Genomic DNA, 16,488 nt, shown 5'->3' with positions numbered 1-16,488 from the left:
CGAAACCGAGAATGGCCATGCGCAACACCCGCTCCCGCCGGCAACAGATCCTGCAGCTGCTGATCGAGCGCGGCTCGGTGCAGGTGGCCGATCTGGTCGAGCGTTTCGGCGTGTCGGCGGTGACCATCCGTGCCGACCTGACCCACTTCGAGTCGCAGGGCCTGGCCAACCGCACCCACGGCGGCGCCACCCTGGTGCGCACGCCGCCGCAGGAACAGGACATCCATGAAAAGGACGCACTGAACCTGCCGCTAAAGGAATCGATCGGCGCGTGTGCCGCGCGCCTGGTACGGCCTGGTGACAACATCATCATCGACTCCGGCTCGACCACGATGACCCTGGCCCGCCACCTGCGCACGCAGCGCGACGTGACGGTGATGACCAACGGGCTGAACATCGCCTGGGAACTGGCCAACGCGGCCGGCATCAACGTGCTGCTGACCGGCGGCCTGCTGCGCCAGCAGTCGCTGTCGCTGCAGGGCAGCCAGGCCGAAGCCAGCCTCAACTCCTACAGCTTCGACACGCTGTTCCTGGGCGTGGATGGCCTGGACCTGCAGTTCGGGTTGACCACCCATGACGAAGCCGAAGCCCGCCTCAACCATCGCATGGTCGAGCGTGCACGCCGTATCGTGGTGCTGACCGACGCCTCCAAGTTCGGGCGCGTCAGCCTGCACCGCATCGCCCTGCTGGATCAGATCCACACCATCATCACCGATGCCGGCATCGACGACGCAACCCGCGAGGGACTGCAGCGGCTGGGCATCGAGGTGATCATTGCCGAGCCTCCCGCATGAGCGACACCCGTTCCCTGCATGGCCGCATCCTCACCCCGCTGGGTTGGCGGCGTGGCCACGTCCACTTCGATTCACACGTGCGCCAGCTGCAGGTGGATGACCAAAGTGGTGCTGACGACCTGCAGCTGCCGGTCATCCTGCCCGGCTTCATCGACCTGCATGTACACGGTGCGGCCGGCGTGGACCTGATGCAGGGCGGCGACGTGGCGCGCACCATCGCGCGCACCCATCTGCGCTTCGGCACCACCACGCTGCTGGCAACCACCATGACCGCCGGCCTGGATGAGATCGAGCACGCGCTGCAGGGGGTGGCTGCGACGATGGCGGCGCCCGATGCCGACGCCGCCCGCATCGTCGGCGTGCATCTGGAAGGACCGTTCATCAGCCCGCAGCGGCTCGGTGCACAGCCCAACCGCACGATCGAGGCGACGCTGGCGCTGGTGCAGCAACTGCACGCACTGGCGCCGATCCGAGTGATAACGCTGGCACCGGAAATCGGCGAGCACACCGCACTGATTCCCGCGCTTTCGGCGATGGGCATCCGCGTGCAGCTCGGTCACAGCGCCGGCACCTATGAAGAGGGCGTGGCTGCGCTGCAGGCCGGCGCCTCCGGCTTCACCCATCTGTTCAATGGCATGACCGGTGTCGACCATTACCGACCCGGCATCGCCGCGGCGGCGCTGGCGCATGCACAGTACGCCGAGATCATTCCCGACCTGCAGCACATCCATCCCGGCGTGATCCGCCTGGCCGCGCGCGCGATCCCGCGCCTGTATGCGGTGACCGACGCGACGGCCGCCACCGGCATGCCCGACGGCGAGTACGCGCTGGGCGAGCAGCGCGTGCACAAGTGCGGCGGCTGCGTGCGCCTGGCGACCGGTTCACTGGCCGGCAGCGCGCTGACCATGGACCAGGCGCTGCGCAACCTGGTGCGCGTGGGCCTGGAGCTGGCCGATGCCTCGCAGCGCGTTTCCACCTTCCCGGCCGACTATCTGGGCCTGGGCGATCGCGGCCGCATCGCGCCCGACGCCCGTGCCGACCTGGTGGTGCTGGACGCCGAACTGCGCCTGCAGCAGGTGGTCATTGGTGGGCGCGTGATCGATCTGACCTGACGCAAGCGATGCGGCCCGGATGCCGCGCGGGCTCCCTGTAGAGCCGAGCCATGCTCGGCTCACCGCACGAAGCGCGGCATGGGGAACCTCGATATCGGAACGGAAAGCAGCCGAGCATGGCTCGGCTCTACAGAATGCACTCTGCGACGAACCGCCGCCTGGCCTGGCCCGGCGCTACCACAGGAACTGCCGATGACTGCAAGCACCGCTCCGCGCTGGCCCGTACGTTACCTGCTCTTCATCGGCGGCCTCGGTGGCCTGCTGTACGGCATCGACATCGGCATCATCGCCGGCGCCCTGCCCTATCTTGAAGCCACCGCCAGCCACGCCTGGCAGCTCAGCAGCCAGCAGCTTGGCTTCGTGGTGGCCGCGGTACTGCTGGGCAGCGTGCTGTCCTCGCTGTTCGCCGGCATGATCGCCGACCTGATCGGCCGCCGCGGCGCGATGCTGCTGGCCGGCCTGCTGTTCACCGCCTCGATTCCGATCATGGCGCTGGCCTCCGGTTACACGCCGCTGCTGCTGGGCCGCCTGCTGCAGGGCATCAGTGGCGGTTTGATCGGTGTAGTGATTCCGCTGTACCTGGCCGAAGTGCTCAGCCCCGAGCGACGCGGGCGCGGCGCCGCGATGTTCCAGCTGCTGCTGACCGTTGGCCTGGTGCTGGCAGCCCTGATCGGCCTGTACCACGCCCACGCCGTGGATGCCGCCGCCGAAACCGTGCGCTCGCTGCCGCTGGCACAGCAGGCGCAGGAGCTGTTCACGGTGAAGGACCACGCCTGGCGCACCATCTTCTGGACCTGCCTGGCGCCGGGCCTGCTGTTCTGCGCGGGCATCTTCTGGCTGTCCGAATCGCCACGCTGGCTGGTACGCCGGGGCCGCATTGATGAAGCCCGCCGCAGCCTGCAGCGCGTACTGCCCGCTGCCGATGTGGAGCCCACCCTTGCGCAGATCCAGGCGCCGGAATCGAGCAGCAGCCACAGCAAGCGCGATCCACTGCTCAGCCGCCGCTACGTGGTGCCGTTCCTGCTCGCCTGCGTCGTGCTGGCCTGCACCCAGGCCACCGGCATCAACTCGGTACTGGCCTACGCGGTGAACATCCTCAATCAGGCCGGCCTGTCCGGTTCAGTGGCCAACGGCGCCGACGTGGCGATCAAGCTGCTGAATGCGGTGATGACCGTGGTCGCGTTGCTGCTGGTCGACCGCAAGGGCCGCAAGTTCCTGCTGATGCTCGGCAGCGGTGGTATCTGCGTGGCCCTGCTGGCCGCGGCCACGCTGTTCTTCCAGGCCGAGCGCGGTCGCGCTGATGTGCAGCCGCAGTTGCAGGCGGCGGTCAACGGCGATGGCCTGCAGCTGGTGCTGGATGAAGCCCAGTGGCAGCGCCTCGGTGCTGGCATCGACAGCGAGGGCCGGCCGCTGCAGCTGACCGTGTCGTACGCCTACGGCGACTTCACCAATGTGCGCGCCGTGCGCAGCGACAACCTGATTGATCGCGAACTGCGTATCGACCGCACCGGCACCGTACAGCCGGACAGCGTGATCGGCGCATTCTTCCGCAAGTTGCATCTGAACCCGTTCGCCGACCCCGCCAGTGCCGCGCAGGCGCCGCTGCGCGTCGAACAGGCCCGCATCGGCCCGGTGCCGCCACCGGCACACGGCTGGGCCGTGGCCGCCTGCATCCTGGTGTTCGTCGCGTTCTTCGCGGTCGGCCCCGGCGTGTGCGTGTGGCTGGCACTGTCGGAGCTGATGCCGAACCGCATCCGTTCCAATGGCATGAGCATCGCGCTGCTGATCAACCAGTTCGTGTCGACCACCATCGCCGCCATCTTCCTGCCCACGGTGGGCCACTACGGCTACGCCAGCATGTTCGTGTTCTGGGCGGCGTGCACCTTCGTATTTTTCCTGGTAGCCGCGTTCTGGCTGCCGGAGACCAAGGGCAAGTCGCTGGAGGAGATCGAGGCACGGTTCGCCCGGTAGCGGTCGACCTTGGTCGACCTCCGCGCGTAACGCGGTGGTGTTGGCGCGCCCGTCACTGACCGGTGATGTGCTTCGCCAACGCCTGTGCCTCGGCAATGCTCGGCAGCCCGCTCAGCATCATCGATTCACCGAACGGGCCTTTCACCGTCGCCACCATCAGCACGCGGCCGTCCACGCTGAGCGCCGCGCGCTGGCCCACCAGTGCTGCCGTGCCATCGTGGATGCGCTGGTGCGCTTCGGGTCGATAGCGGATCTGCAGGCCAGGTTGCTTGGCTTCATCCAGCACGTAGCGCACGTCGGCAATGTCGGTGCTGCCGGCAATCGGCGGCTCGCGCAGGGCCAGGGTTTCGCCTTGCCATTGCGCCGGCTTGCCTTTGCCGGAGGCGTCCACCGCGCTCAGGCGCACATCCACGCCAGGGCGCGGCACGTGATCCTTCCCTGCCAAGCCACCGGGCGTGGCGCCCGGCATGCAGCCGGCCAGGGTCAAGGCCACGCCCAGCAACAGCGGAAGCGCAGCCCTCACTTCAGCTTCCGCAGCTTGAATGCCACCAGCACCTGCAGCAGGCCGTACAGCAGGCTGCCGATGCCGATCCACAGCGTAGTTACCGCCACGCCGGCATATGGATTCGCCGCAAACAGCAGGCCCAGCACCACCGCCAGCACGCCGCTGAGGATCAGCAACCATTCGCCCTGGATCTGCTTGCGCACGCGGATCGCGAACACGATGCGATAGATGCCGGCCACCAGCAGCCACGCCGCCAGGAACAGCACCAGCACGCTGGCGGTGGCCAGCGGATTGATCACCGCCAGGATGCCGAAGCCCAGCGAGGCGAGGGCGTACAGCGCCAGCCAGCCGCGGGACGCGCCGCTGCCGCCATTGATCAATGCGAACAGGCTGATGACGCCCTCGATGATGGCCATCACGCCCAGCGTCCAGGCCAATGCCATGGCCGCCGACAATGGCCAGCCGATGGCGACGATGCCGAAGCCGAGAGCGACCAGGCCATACAGCAGGAGGATCCACCAGCTACGGCCAACCGCCGACAACAGGGGAGACAAGGGGGAATTCATGACCACTCCTTCGATCCGGAACCGGGTTCATCGTAGCCGTTCGAGATGAAGGGGGAGATGACGGTGATCGTTGGCGGGTTCGTCGTGGGCCGGCGCTGCCATGGACGAAATTGCTCCGATCTCATCAATAGACAACAGCTGTCGTTCTTCTTCGCGTCGCCCGGCGCCCCATTTCGCCAGCGACGGTGAGCCGGGTGGGGCTGATGCCACTGCCATTGATCCTGGCGCGGGATCGGTCAGCAGAACAAGGCTCATCACCTCATGACCTCAAACTGCGCTGACCTTAGTGAAATCTGCGCAATTGTTGCGCCGCCCCCATCGCAGAACTCAACCTCATAGGCTTCCTCTGGCTCGGAGAGTACGGCAACTACCACCCCGAGACTGCCACGATAAATTCCCACTGAAGGAATATCCTCCAACAAGCGTACACCTTCATTGATTCTAAAATTCATATATAAATTACTTCACAAATACTGCTGTCAGCTCTGGAGCATCTGATCCGAGCTTATAGATCCACCCACCTCTAACGACCCCGCCCTAAATGCAAGAATATGAGTAGATCTACACCGCCCCCAGAACAAGCCTATTAAAACGTTCAAGTTCCGAAGGACTTACATCCTGATACTCACAATTCAATCCCGAACCACAAACAAAGCCGATACGTTCACTATATGCGGCATATACCGAACCAGAGCTATCCACTGATGAGAACACATCCAAGGAGGGGCTACTCAGTTCCGATCCACACCAGGAAATGATTGCGCCCCCCTCAACAAACCATTCCAGTGATCGCCTAATGCATATCAACCACTTGCCACCACATTAACCGCATGACCGACGCAGAAATCGACGGGTCATTGCACATTAGCAACATGCGCCGATTGAAATCTGATTGCGGTGCAACTCAGGACCCCAGCCGGCCAGCACACGAGAAGGCTCCGACCAAATCGGGCGCATACATCCTGATTACATCAATCAAGCGTACCCACCCACTTCTTCCAGCCCAGCGAATATATGAATTATACCATCCTCAATACTGGAGGCATCTCTCCTCAATATAATATCCCTGGCACGATCACAAAAAACAAATGTCAACCTCGATCCAACCCTCCCCCCATCCAGCTTGAAAATGAAGTAGGAACCCTCTCCATTGATAAGCCCATTTATGACATCAACAAAATCAGAGAAATAGTTTTCGCCAATAGGCACGCCTACTCGCTCAGAAAAGTTCACAGCCAGTTCACTCTTGCTTTTCACTCAAGCCCCCTAAGAGCCTTTGAAATTTCGTCAATTGACTTTAACTCGCCAGTGGAAACACGGTCAACAACCTTCCACACCAGCTCACGTGGCGGCCCGTCAACGGCGTTCCTTTCCACAAGAACCTCGAAAACCTCAACAGCAGTCCTCTTATTTCCATTTACAAATCCGTGAGCCCCAGCAATGTCACGAATGAACACGGCACTCTTATTATAAAACCCCTCGTAATTGGCGGCGTTTGCGATTGTTTTTGAAACATCCCAGTACTCACCGGATCCACTTATTCTTTGATTTATCCCGCGAACCTCTTCTGCGGTAATTCCATATTTAAATCCGGAGACGCCCTTCGCACTTTCATAGGCTCGAGACGCAGCGCGACTTGTGCTTATTGTTTCCTCTGCAGCCAACCCGGCTTTCGCAACGACACCAGCCGCGACAGGAACAGAAATCGTATGTCCGCCAACAAAGTCTGCCGCAAGAGCGTCCGCCGTTCCCTTTAGCGCATTGGAGCAAGCGATCGGATTTAGCAGGCACCAGCCACCGAACTCAACAGCCGCCGCCGCACCGATGCCAAGAGCGGCTGCGCCAGCCTGGACCACGGCAACGCCCTTCTGAGAGCGCGAGGCGTCGCCGTAGTAGCGCAGTGGCTCCTGGAACTCAAAGCGCCAGTCCTTGGTTGATCCGGCGGCGTAAGCAGTTCCCGAGATGGCAGTGTAGACGTCTTTGAAATAGCCGGTTTCGCGCCCAAGCTCTTCGCTGAACTTAGAGAAGTTGTCCCGATCGCTGCTGTCGAACGCGGTACCCCAGTCGTACTTGTTCTGGTTCTTGTGCAGGAAATCAATTGCGTCAGTGTTGTTTTCTACTCCACTCAGGTCGGACTGTATTTTCGAGTCAACGTACGCAGCCGCTTCCACAAGAAGGATGCGATAGGCCTCTTCCTTCGATATCTTCTGCTCGCGGGCGAACTCCTCTGCATGGAAGCGGATCCACTTCACCTCATCCGGGTGCAGCTGCCGATTGAACCGGTCCCCGGTCACGGCAATGTTGGCGCCCGTGCTTCCACCCAGAGCACCACCCACCATCGCGCTGCCCACTTCCATCAGCGACTGGTAGTCCTCCCAGCTCAGGCTGCCCTTGTTGTTCTCGAGGAATTCCGAGATCGCGATCTTGGCCTTCTCCGCACCGGCAGCACTCACTGCGCCGTTTAGCGCATCCGCACCACCCAATGCGGCCATCGCTGCACCGGCCATGCCGTGCAGCAGCGCGCGGCCATTGCCGCCGTCGGCCCAGAACGCCTTGCCTTCTTCGGTCTCCGCCTTCTGGCTCAGGTAGCCGCCCAGGTCGCCCACGCCCTTGAACAGCAGCTGCCCACCCAGCTGCATCACCTCGGCACGCTCCTGCATCTTGCGCAGGTCAACGGCCGACAGTGCGCTGTCAGTATCAAAGCCGGTCGCGGTCCGATCGAGGCCGGCCAAAGCGCTCTCATTGCCATCGCGCACCACCACGGTGCCGGCGGCGATGTCCGAGTGGGTGGTGCTGCTGTCGTTCTTCTTGGTGCCGCCCAGCAGGCTCAGCCCCGCGCCGGCCGCGCTCCCCAGCGGGTTACTGATGCCACCGCCGCTGCTCATCCCGGTGCCGATGCCACCGCCACTGGTCTTGGCGCGGGATTCGTTCTCGATGTCGACAACGGTCAGGCTGCCGGTATCCAGGCGGTTCTTCGAGGCATCGGCGGTGCTGCCGATCACACCGCCTTCCAGGTGCGTGTTGCCGCCCACGGTGATGTTGAAGCCACCGCTGCCGGCAACGATGCCGCTCTGTTCCTGCACGCTGCGCAGGTGGCTCTCGACCTTCTGCTGGCCGATGTTGACGCTGCCGCCGCTGCCGTACACGAACGTGCCGCCAGCCTGGGTCTGCTTGCTGGCGTAGTCGTCGGTGTCCTGCTCGCTGATGATGGACAGGTTGCCGCCGATGCTGGCCACCACCGTGTCGCCGCTCAGCTGGGCACCCTGCAGCGTGGTGTCCTTGCCACTGATGACGGTCAGGTTGCGGTCGGCGTCCACCACGGTTTCAACATGCGTGGTGCCGTTGCCGCTGCCCTTGCCCTTGGCGGTGCTGGCCGACACGTACCAACCGGTCTGCGCGCCGATGCTGAAACCGATCTCACCGCTGCCGCTCTTGTTCTTCGACGACTGCGTGTGGTCTTCCGCTTCGCTGCGCAGGGTGATGTTGTCCCGCGCGGCCAGCGCCACGTTGTCACCCTTCACCTGGCTGCCGATGATGTTCAGGTCACCGCCGGTGGCGACGATGCTGACGTCGCCCTGGCTGCGGATGGTGCTGCCCACCGCCGACTGGTCGTGGCTGGTCTGGCTGGCACTGGAGCTGGAGGCACCGATGCCGATGCGCAGGCTCACGCCGTCGGTCGCGCCGGAAGCCCCCTGCTGCATGGCGCCGCCCACGCCAGCGGCGGCATTGGCCGCCTGCACCGCGTACAGCGCCTTCAGGCGGTCATCCTGCGCATTGCCGGCCGCCTTGGCCGCACCGTAGGCGGCCAGGGCGGCATCCACCACACCGCCGGTCAGCCCGACGTTGATACCGGCACTCTTCTGCTTGGTGCTCTGGTGTACGTCAGTGGTGCCCTGTGCCGCGTCGATCACCACCTGCCCGCCCACCAGCTGCGTACCGGTCTTCGACAGCACGTCCGAACCGGTGATGTGCAGCGTGTTGCCGGCGCTCAGGTTGACCCGGCCATCGGTTGAGCCGATCAGGCTGCCTTGTGGCGCGCTCTGCTCGATCTCCAGGCCCTTTTCCAGCTTGCTCTGGCCGATGGTCAGGTTGAAGCCACCACCGCCGAACACGCCCGAGCGCTTGACGGTCTTGTCATGCTCTTCGCTGTGCGTGGAGGCGGCCGTGCCGATGGTGAGGTCGCGGGTGGCGGCCACCACCACATCACCGGTGGCAGCCACCTGCGCCGCCTGCGCGACGACGTCACGACCGGCGCCGATGGTGACGGTCTCGCCGCTGAGCGTGGTGCCCACCACCAGGCTGTCGTGGGTCGCGTCATAGGTAGTGGTGGTCTTGCTCGACAGCAGGCCCTTCTTCCTGCGCGTGGTCTCCTGCTCCCAGCTGTGGTCCTCCTGTGCCGCCAGCAGGTTCACGTCGCGTGTGGCGGCGATGCTGATGCCACCGTCGGTGCTGCCGACCTGCGTGGCAGTGAGGCTGGCATCACGTCCAGCCACCAGCGCGATGTCGCCGCCGGCCTGCAGCGAAGTGCCGTGCACGGTTTCGTCCATGCTCTGCGTGGTCTGCGAGAACCGCTTGCCACGGCTCTGCTGCTGGCTGGTGTTGGTGGTGGTTTCGGCCTGCAGGTTGAGATCGCGCCCGGCCACCACGGCCAGGCCGTCGCCGGCCTTCAGCTGCGCGGCCTGCAGGTTCACGTCCTGCCCGGCCTGCATGCCCAGCGAGCCACCAGTCTCGATGCCGCTGGCGTTGAGGGTTTCGCGCGCGTAGCGGTCGCTGCCCCAGCCGCCCTGCTCGGTGGTGGTCAGTGCGTTGAGGTTGATGTCGTTGCCGGCCGTGGCATGGACGCTGCCGCCGGCTTTGGCGGTCACCGCCGTCAGGTTCAGATCGCGGCCGGCATCCAGCGACAGGCTGCCGCCGACATCCAGCGTGGTGCGACGCAGGCTGCCATCACCCTGCATCTGCGTGGTGAGGTTGAGGTCGCGGCCAGCTTCCAGCGCTGCGTTGCCGCGGGCACTGGTCTGCGAACCGACCAGTGCCAGGTCACGCCCGGCTTCCAGCGCCAGGCTGCCGCCACTGCGGATGCTGGCCACGTCGATGCCGCTGACACTCTTCAGGTCGCGGCCGGCCACCAGGGCCACGTTGCCGCCCTGGATCAGGCCGCTGTTGTTGAGGATGTCCTCCACGGCGGTGATGCGGGCATTGCCGCCAGCGGAAATGCCACCACGGTCGTTGAGCAGGCTGCCGGTATCGATGGTCAATCGATCATCGGCGCGGATCATGCCCTGGTTGGACACATTGCCGGCGCGGATCTCCACCGACTCGCCGGCGATGGCGGCGCCCCCCAGCTGCAGGCGGTTGGCGGTGGCCTGGGACAGGTACACCACCGGCACCAGCACCTTCTGCCCGTCCACTTCCTGGGCGACCATCCACACGATGTCTTCGTTGAGCGCGGCCACCTGTTCGGCCGACAGCGCCACGCCCACGCTCAGCTGCTGGCGCGCGGCTTCGCTCACGCCGGCATCCATCATGGCGCGGTACTGGCCCATGCCATCGCCCTGGTCGGCATCCAGGTAGCGACGCCCGGTCAGGCCGGTGATCTGTTCCATCACCAGGCGCTGCTCGTAGAAGTCGTCACCCATCCGACGCAACTGCTTGTCGGGGTCCAGGTTCAGGCGCTGGAACATGTAGTCCGAGCCGATCCACTGCCCGAAGTTGGCGAAGCGCGGATCGGTTTCCACCAGCCAGCGCTGGTTGCCCGGATTGACCGTGTACAGGCCGCCACTGGGCAGCGACAGGCCCGGCAGCGGATTCTGCGGGCTGCCCACCACCTGCGGCGGCGGCACCGTGGTGACACGGCCAGGGCCCGGAGAGCCGGTATCACCGGCCGTGCCCGCACCCTGCGCCTGCGCGCTGGCAGGCCCGGTGGCCACGCCCTGCTGTGCACCCGGTGCGCCAGCATTGCCGCCGACCGCGCCGGCGCCCTGCTGCTGGCCCAGTTCGGGTGCGTAGGCGTTGTTGCCCTGCCAACCGGCAACGTCCAGCGGTGTGCCACCGCTGTGCGCGGTGACCACGGCGTTGTTGACCTCGCGCGCTTCGATCTGCACCTTGCGGCCGGCGGTGATGCTGGCATTGCCGCCGGCCAGCGTGACCTGCTTGGTGACCGTGCTGGTGCCCAGCGCGCGGCTGCCGCCATAGATCTCGAAGTCGCAGCGGCTGGGGCAAGGCCGGTAGGTGTAGTCGATGGTCGACGTGCGCTGGACCACCTTGTAGCCGGCCAGCGCCTCGTTGTTGACCACGCCGGTCCAGTCATTGGGGTCTTCGCTGTTGGACGAGCCGCGGCCGTTGATCGAGAGGTTGCGACCAGCGGCGATGGCCGAGTTCCGGTTGTCGACCGAGCCGCCGGACATCTGCATGTCGCGACCGGAGATCAGCTGCGATGCCGCGCTGGCGGCGATGACGGTGGTGCCTTCCAGCACCAGGTCCTTGTGCTCGGTCCAGACTTCCAGCACGGCACAGTCGCCCGGGCACAGCTTGCCCGGCGGTGCGGGGCCGTCGATGCCGTCGACCCTGAACGTCCCGCTGTCCGGGTCGGCAGCGCCTTCGTTGCCGCTGTAGACCTTGTGCTGGGTGACCAGCACACGACGCTCGTTGGCCACGCCCAGTGCAGCCAGGATCAGATCGTTCTCGGCCTGGATGCGCCCGGAACGATTGCGGATCTGCTGGGCGTTGCCGCCGTTCCAGCCCTGCAGGCGGATGTCGCCCAGGCTGAAGAGCTCGCCGTCGAGGTTGTCGATGTAGTTGGCATACAGGTTGATGCGGCCGGTGGCCGCCATCAGCCCTTCGTTGTAGTCGCGTGCGACCAGCGTGTCGCCCAGGTCGCGGCCGTTGGTGATGCGCGAGGCGCGCAGTTCCAGCGCGTTGCCCATCACGGTGCCGGTGTTGGTGATGTTGGCAGCCGACACCTCCACCGTATCGCCGTCCACGCGACCGGCATTGCTGAAATCGCCGGCCGTACTCAGCGCGACACGACCACTGCCATTGCCTGCCGTGGCGTTGAACTGCCCACCAGCGGTGTTCTCGATCCGCGCCGCCGAGACTTCAAGCGTGCCCTTGCTCTCCAGGCGCCCCTGGTTGACCAGTGCGCCGGCCACGTCCAGCTTCAGCAGCCCGTTGCTCTCCAGGCGCTGGCCGTTGCCATGCACGTAATCGCCCGCCAGCGTCAGGCGCAACTCGCTGCCGCCGAACAGGCGGCCGATGCCGCTGAAGGCCTGCAGGCGTGCGCCGAGTGCTTCATAGGCGCTGATCTCGCCGCCGCCATTGGCCAAGCTGCCCAGCGTCAGCTGGCTCTGGCGACTGAGCAGCCGGCCGTTGCTGTTGTCCAGCGCGGCAAGATCCAGGCGCAGCAGGTTGCCTGCGCTGAGCTGGCCACCAACGTTGAATACCTGCGCGCCTGCGCGCTCCAGGTACAGGGTATTGGCGGCGTGGACCATGCTACCTGCGTTGTCGAGCGATGCGGTCTGCAGGCGCAGGTCGGTTCCGGCCACCAGCTTGGCCTGGCCGCCTTCGGCTCGGTTGTCCACGCTGCCTGCGGTCAGCGTCAGCGCACCACCGGTGCTGCCCAGGGTGCCGCCACGGTTGTCCAGCGCACCGGCTGATTCCAGCGTCAGCTGCCCGGTGCCGTTGGCCACGATGCGGCCGCCACGGTTGCCCACTGAGGCAGCGCGGATATTCGCAGGGCCCTGTGCTTCGATGTTGCCCTGGCTGTTGTCCAGTGCCTGGCGGATCTGCAGATCCAGCGAGGTGCCGCCGTGGACCAGGCCACGCTGGTTGGCCAGCGCACCGGCCACGTCGAGCGCGAGTTCCTGGCGGGCGTAGAGGTTGCCATCCACGTTGCGCAGGTCGCCCGTGCGGCTGGTCACGCGCGCATTGCCCTCGGCCCCCAGCAGGCCATTGCTGTTGTCCAGCTGGGAGGCCAGCACCTGCAGCTGGCCGGCGCCGCGCTGCACGATGGTGCCAGTGCGGTTGTCCAACGCCCCGGCAGCGTCCACGGTAAGGTTGCCGCCAGCATCGAGCCGACCACCGGTGTTGACGATCTCCGTGCCGGCTACGCGTGCCCCGCTGCCTGCGGTGAGCGTACCGCCGCTGTTGTCGAGGCGACCGGCAACGGCCACGTCCGCCTCGCCGTTGCCGACGATCAGGCCGGCACTGCTGTTGTCCAGCGTGCCGGTCTCGATCTTCAGCACACCCGTGCCCGCATGCTCGATGCGGCCGCCCTGGTTCAGCAGCTGCGCCGCCCGCAGATGGACATTGCCGGCGTTGGCAGCGATGCGCCCGCCGGTGTTGCGCAGCGCGCCTGACAGGCTCAGCTCGAACGGATCGGTGCCGGTCTGCAGCAGTTCGCCGGCGCTGTTGTCCAGCGCGGCCGCCAACAGACCGATGCGCGTGCCCTGTAGGCTGCCCGCATTGCGCAGCAGGTCGGTGGCACGCAGGTCGAGCAGACCGATGGCGGTCAGGCTGCCGCCGATATTGCGCCACTCACCGCTGCGCGCCTGCGCCAGCAGGGTGCCACCGGACCAGACCTGGCCACCCTCCAGCAGCAGGCTGTCGCCCAGCAGGTGAGCCTGCTGGCCGGCGTTGATCTGGCCGGCGTTGCGCAGCTGCTGACGCGCATCAAGGGTGACGCTGCCGGTGCTGCCGACCTTGCCGTCGGCCAGCAGGCCCGCCACGATCACGCCGCTGTTGTCGATCTGCCCCGCCCGCAATTCGATGTCACCCGAGGCCAGCACGCGCCCGCGATTGCTGGCCTGGGCGGCCTTCAGCGTGACCGTGCGCGCCTGAACGTCGGCCGCAGTGCGCAGTGCCTGCGCAGCCTGCAGCGACAGCGCGCCGCTGGCGAACAACGCCGCCTGGTTGTCCAGATCGCCATCGCTGCGCACCTGCAGATCAGCGGCGCTGTCGATCGTTCCCTTCAGCGTCACGCCGGCATCGGCGGACAGCACGACGCCCTGCTGCGCAAAGACCTTGCCCGACTGCTCCAGGCTGCCGCCCGCGTGCGCGGTCAGTGTGCCGGCTGCCAACGTGCGCCCGCCCAGCACCAGGGCCTGGTCACTGCTGAGCTGCACGTTGCCACGCTCGCTGCCCAGTTCACCCTGGCTGCGCAGGATCCGGCCCCGCACCTGCAACGCCTGGCCGGCCACCAGGCTGCCCTGGTTGTCCAGCGAATCGCGCGCGGTGACATCGACATCGCCGGCGCCGTAGAGGTCGCCACGGTTGTCGATCACATCGGCCTTGGCCGTCAGTGCTCCCTTGGCGAACACGTTGCCGGCGTTGTCCAGCGTCACCGCATCCAGCTGCAGCGACTGCGCACTGGACAGGTTGCCGCCGGCGCGGTTGTGCAATGCATCCGCGCGCACGTCCAGCGCGCCATCGCTGGCGATCACGCCGGCATTGTCCAATGTGGTGGTGCGCAGCTGTGAGCGGTCGCGACCGTAGATCACACCACTGTTGCTCAGCTCAGTGGCGCGCAGGTCCATTGCCTGCTGGCCATGCAGGCGACCGTCGTTGATGACCTTCTGCACGTCCACGGCCACCACGCGTGCCAGCGCCGTGGCGGCCGCCTGCTGCCGCAGAACGCTGCCCTGAAGGATCAGGGTGCCGCCGGCTTCAAGCCGGTTGCGGTTGTCGAGCGTGGCAACGGACAGACGGGCATCGGCTGCGCTGCCGATGATGCCGGCGTTGTCCAGCACATCGGCGTCGACCTGCAGGCCCTTGCCCCCCTGGATGCTGCCGGTGGTGCCATTGTCGATGCGTGCGTTGGACTTCAATGCCAGCAGGTCCACCGCCTGCAGCGTGCCGCTGTTGCGCAGACGATCGACCGCCAGCGCGGCCTGGCGGGCCTCAAGGGTGCCTTGGTTGTCCACGCCGCCGGCAGACAGTTCCAGCGCCTGCTCCGAGAGGATGCGTCCGGCGTTGTCCAGCTGCTGGCGCGCCTGGATCTTCAGCAGCGCGCCCGCAGACAGCTCGGCACCCTTCAGCTGCGTGATGCGGTCGGCCGCTGCACGCAGGTTGGCACCGGCACCGATGACGCCCTCGTTGTCGATGCTGGCCGCGTCGAGTTCGACGTCGGCGTCGCTGTACAGCTGGCCGGCGTTGTGCAGCTGCGCGGCCTGCATCCGTACGCCCTGGTTGCCCAGCAGCAGGCCGGCGTTGTCCACCTGGCGGGCCTGCACGTCCAGCGCCTGTGCGCCCAGGCGCGCGCCCTTGTCCTGCGCCAGCGTGTCGGCGCGCACGGCAAGCCCGGCGCCTGCGGTCACCTGTGCATGGTTCTGCACCTGTGCGGCAGCCAGCGCGATGCTGCCCGCGCTCTTCACCGTGTCAGCCAGGGTCAGCGTGCCACTGGCGTCCAGCTGCATCTGTGCGGCCTGCGCGCTGCCGGCCAGGTCCAGATTCTGGTTGGCGCGTACGGCCAACGCAGCGCCCGCCGACGTGGAACCGGCAAGCGACGCCTGCCGGGCACGAATCTGAAGATCTCCCTGCGCGTACTGGGTACCGTCGGCCTTCAGGTCACCGTCGGTTTCGATCTGCAGGCGGCCTGCAGCCGCCGTGCGTCCGCTCAGGCGGACATCGCCGGCCTGGGTCAGGGTGAAGTCGCCTGCGTCGGCCACCATCTGGCCCGTGCTGCGCACACCCACGCCGGCCTCGGTGCCGACCAGGCGGATCTTGCCTGCGTACATGCCACCGAGGGCGGCAACATCCAGGCCGAACTGCGGGCGTTCGCCTTCTCCGCTGATCGCCTGCGTCGCCAGGGTCTGGGCATCGATCTGGTTGGCGCCGGTGACCACGTTCACCTGGCGCGCCCAAAGGCCCGCGTTGAGCTGCACGGCGCGGGCCAGCAGGTCGACGCCTTCCAGGTTGCCGGCATCCAGGCCGTTGCCTTCCAGGCGGATCGTTCCGCGGGACACCCGGAACGCAGACAGGCTGCCATCGTTGCCGAACACCGGGGTGCCGGTGGTCAGCGTGCCACGGGTGGTATTGATGAAGCCGCAGCCATCGCAGGTGATGCCATTGGGGTTGGCGACGATCACCGCCGCCGAGCGCCCCGCCACCTCGATGTGGCCCTGCAGGCGCGAGGCGTTGGTGGATGTCACCTCGTTGAGGATCAATCGTGCCGACTGGCCCGGCTGCAGATTGCCGTTGCCCTGGATGTAGCCACCCAGCTGGGTCTGCACGGTGCTCGCGCTGTTGTTGAGGATCTGCCCCTCGCGCCCGACGTTGTAGTCCTGGAAGCGGTTGTGCGATACGCCGCCCGCGTTGGGCCGGTTGATCTGGATGACCGGCACGCCGTTCGCCGCCTGGTCGGCCCGCGCCTGCTCGCCGGCCTGTACCTGCACCTGGGCAAACGAGCTGCCCGGGGCCAGGAACGCCAGTGCCAGGGTGGCGCTCGCCATCGCGGTGCGCAGGCGCGTGGCCCAACCGGCGCCCGAAGTGGACAGGGACAGACTGCGGAATACGTTCTTCATGCCAGGTGCTTCCATCAACCCAGG

At 66.2% G+C, this 16,488-nt stretch carries 8 protein-coding genes; 3 read left to right on the top strand and 5 right to left on the bottom strand.

Annotated features, from left to right (window positions below; translation table 11 throughout):
• Positions 1–17 precede the first annotated feature (17 nt).
• From ACM0PB_RS03760 to ACM0PB_RS03750, 3 genes are all read left to right on the top strand, one after another.
• The gene (locus tag ACM0PB_RS03760) at positions 18–794 is read left to right on the top strand and encodes a DeoR family transcriptional regulator (RefSeq protein ID WP_414604351.1); all 777 of its coding nucleotides are present in this window, start codon (positions 18–20) and stop codon (positions 792–794) included.
• Positions 791–1,906, top strand: coding sequence for an N-acetylglucosamine-6-phosphate deacetylase (nagA, locus tag ACM0PB_RS03755; protein WP_065185866.1), 1,116 nt, complete (start codon positions 791–793; stop codon positions 1,904–1,906). Before ACM0PB_RS03760 ends, nagA begins: the two co-directional genes overlap by 4 nt.
• Before the next feature lie 192 nt (positions 1,907–2,098).
• Complete coding sequence (locus tag ACM0PB_RS03750) at positions 2,099–3,877, top strand: MFS transporter (protein ID WP_164092994.1); 1,779 nt, start codon at positions 2,099–2,101, stop codon at positions 3,875–3,877.
• Positions 3,878–3,929: 52 nt separating this feature from the next.
• On the opposite strand, the gene ACM0PB_RS03745 is transcribed toward ACM0PB_RS03750, so the two are convergent.
• From ACM0PB_RS03745 to ACM0PB_RS03725, 5 genes are all read right to left on the bottom strand, one after another.
• Entirely contained in the window at positions 3,930–4,400 is a 471-nt protein-coding gene (locus ACM0PB_RS03745; RefSeq protein WP_065185868.1) for a SecDF P1 head subdomain-containing protein, read from the bottom strand.
• Positions 4,397–4,948 (bottom strand): HdeD family acid-resistance protein, encoded by a 552-nt coding sequence (locus ACM0PB_RS03740; protein ID WP_049431885.1) that lies wholly within the window; start codon positions 4,946–4,948, stop codon positions 4,397–4,399. Before ACM0PB_RS03740 ends, ACM0PB_RS03745 begins: the two co-directional genes overlap by 4 nt.
• 254 nt (positions 4,949–5,202) lie before the next feature.
• Positions 5,203–5,400, bottom strand: a complete 198-nt coding sequence (locus tag ACM0PB_RS03735) for a DUF4926 domain-containing protein (RefSeq protein ID WP_081280504.1) — start codon at positions 5,398–5,400, stop codon at positions 5,203–5,205.
• Positions 5,401–5,923: 523 nt separating this feature from the next.
• The gene (locus ACM0PB_RS03730) at positions 5,924–6,205 is read right to left on the bottom strand and encodes a hypothetical protein (RefSeq protein WP_146268101.1); all 282 of its coding nucleotides are present in this window, start codon (positions 6,203–6,205) and stop codon (positions 5,924–5,926) included.
• Positions 6,202–16,464, bottom strand: a complete 10,263-nt coding sequence (locus ACM0PB_RS03725; protein WP_414604350.1) for a hemagglutinin repeat-containing protein — start codon at positions 16,462–16,464, stop codon at positions 6,202–6,204. The genes ACM0PB_RS03730 and ACM0PB_RS03725 overlap by 4 nt, the downstream gene beginning before the upstream one ends.
• Positions 16,465–16,488 lie beyond the last annotated feature (24 nt).

This window comes from Stenotrophomonas sp. AR029, assembly GCF_047520695.2.
In the GTDB taxonomy this organism is placed as follows: Bacteria; Pseudomonadota; Gammaproteobacteria; order Xanthomonadales; family Xanthomonadaceae; genus Stenotrophomonas; species Stenotrophomonas sepilia.
The sequence above is the reverse complement of the archived record's forward strand: the minus strand, read 5'-3'. Positions and strand labels throughout refer to the sequence as shown.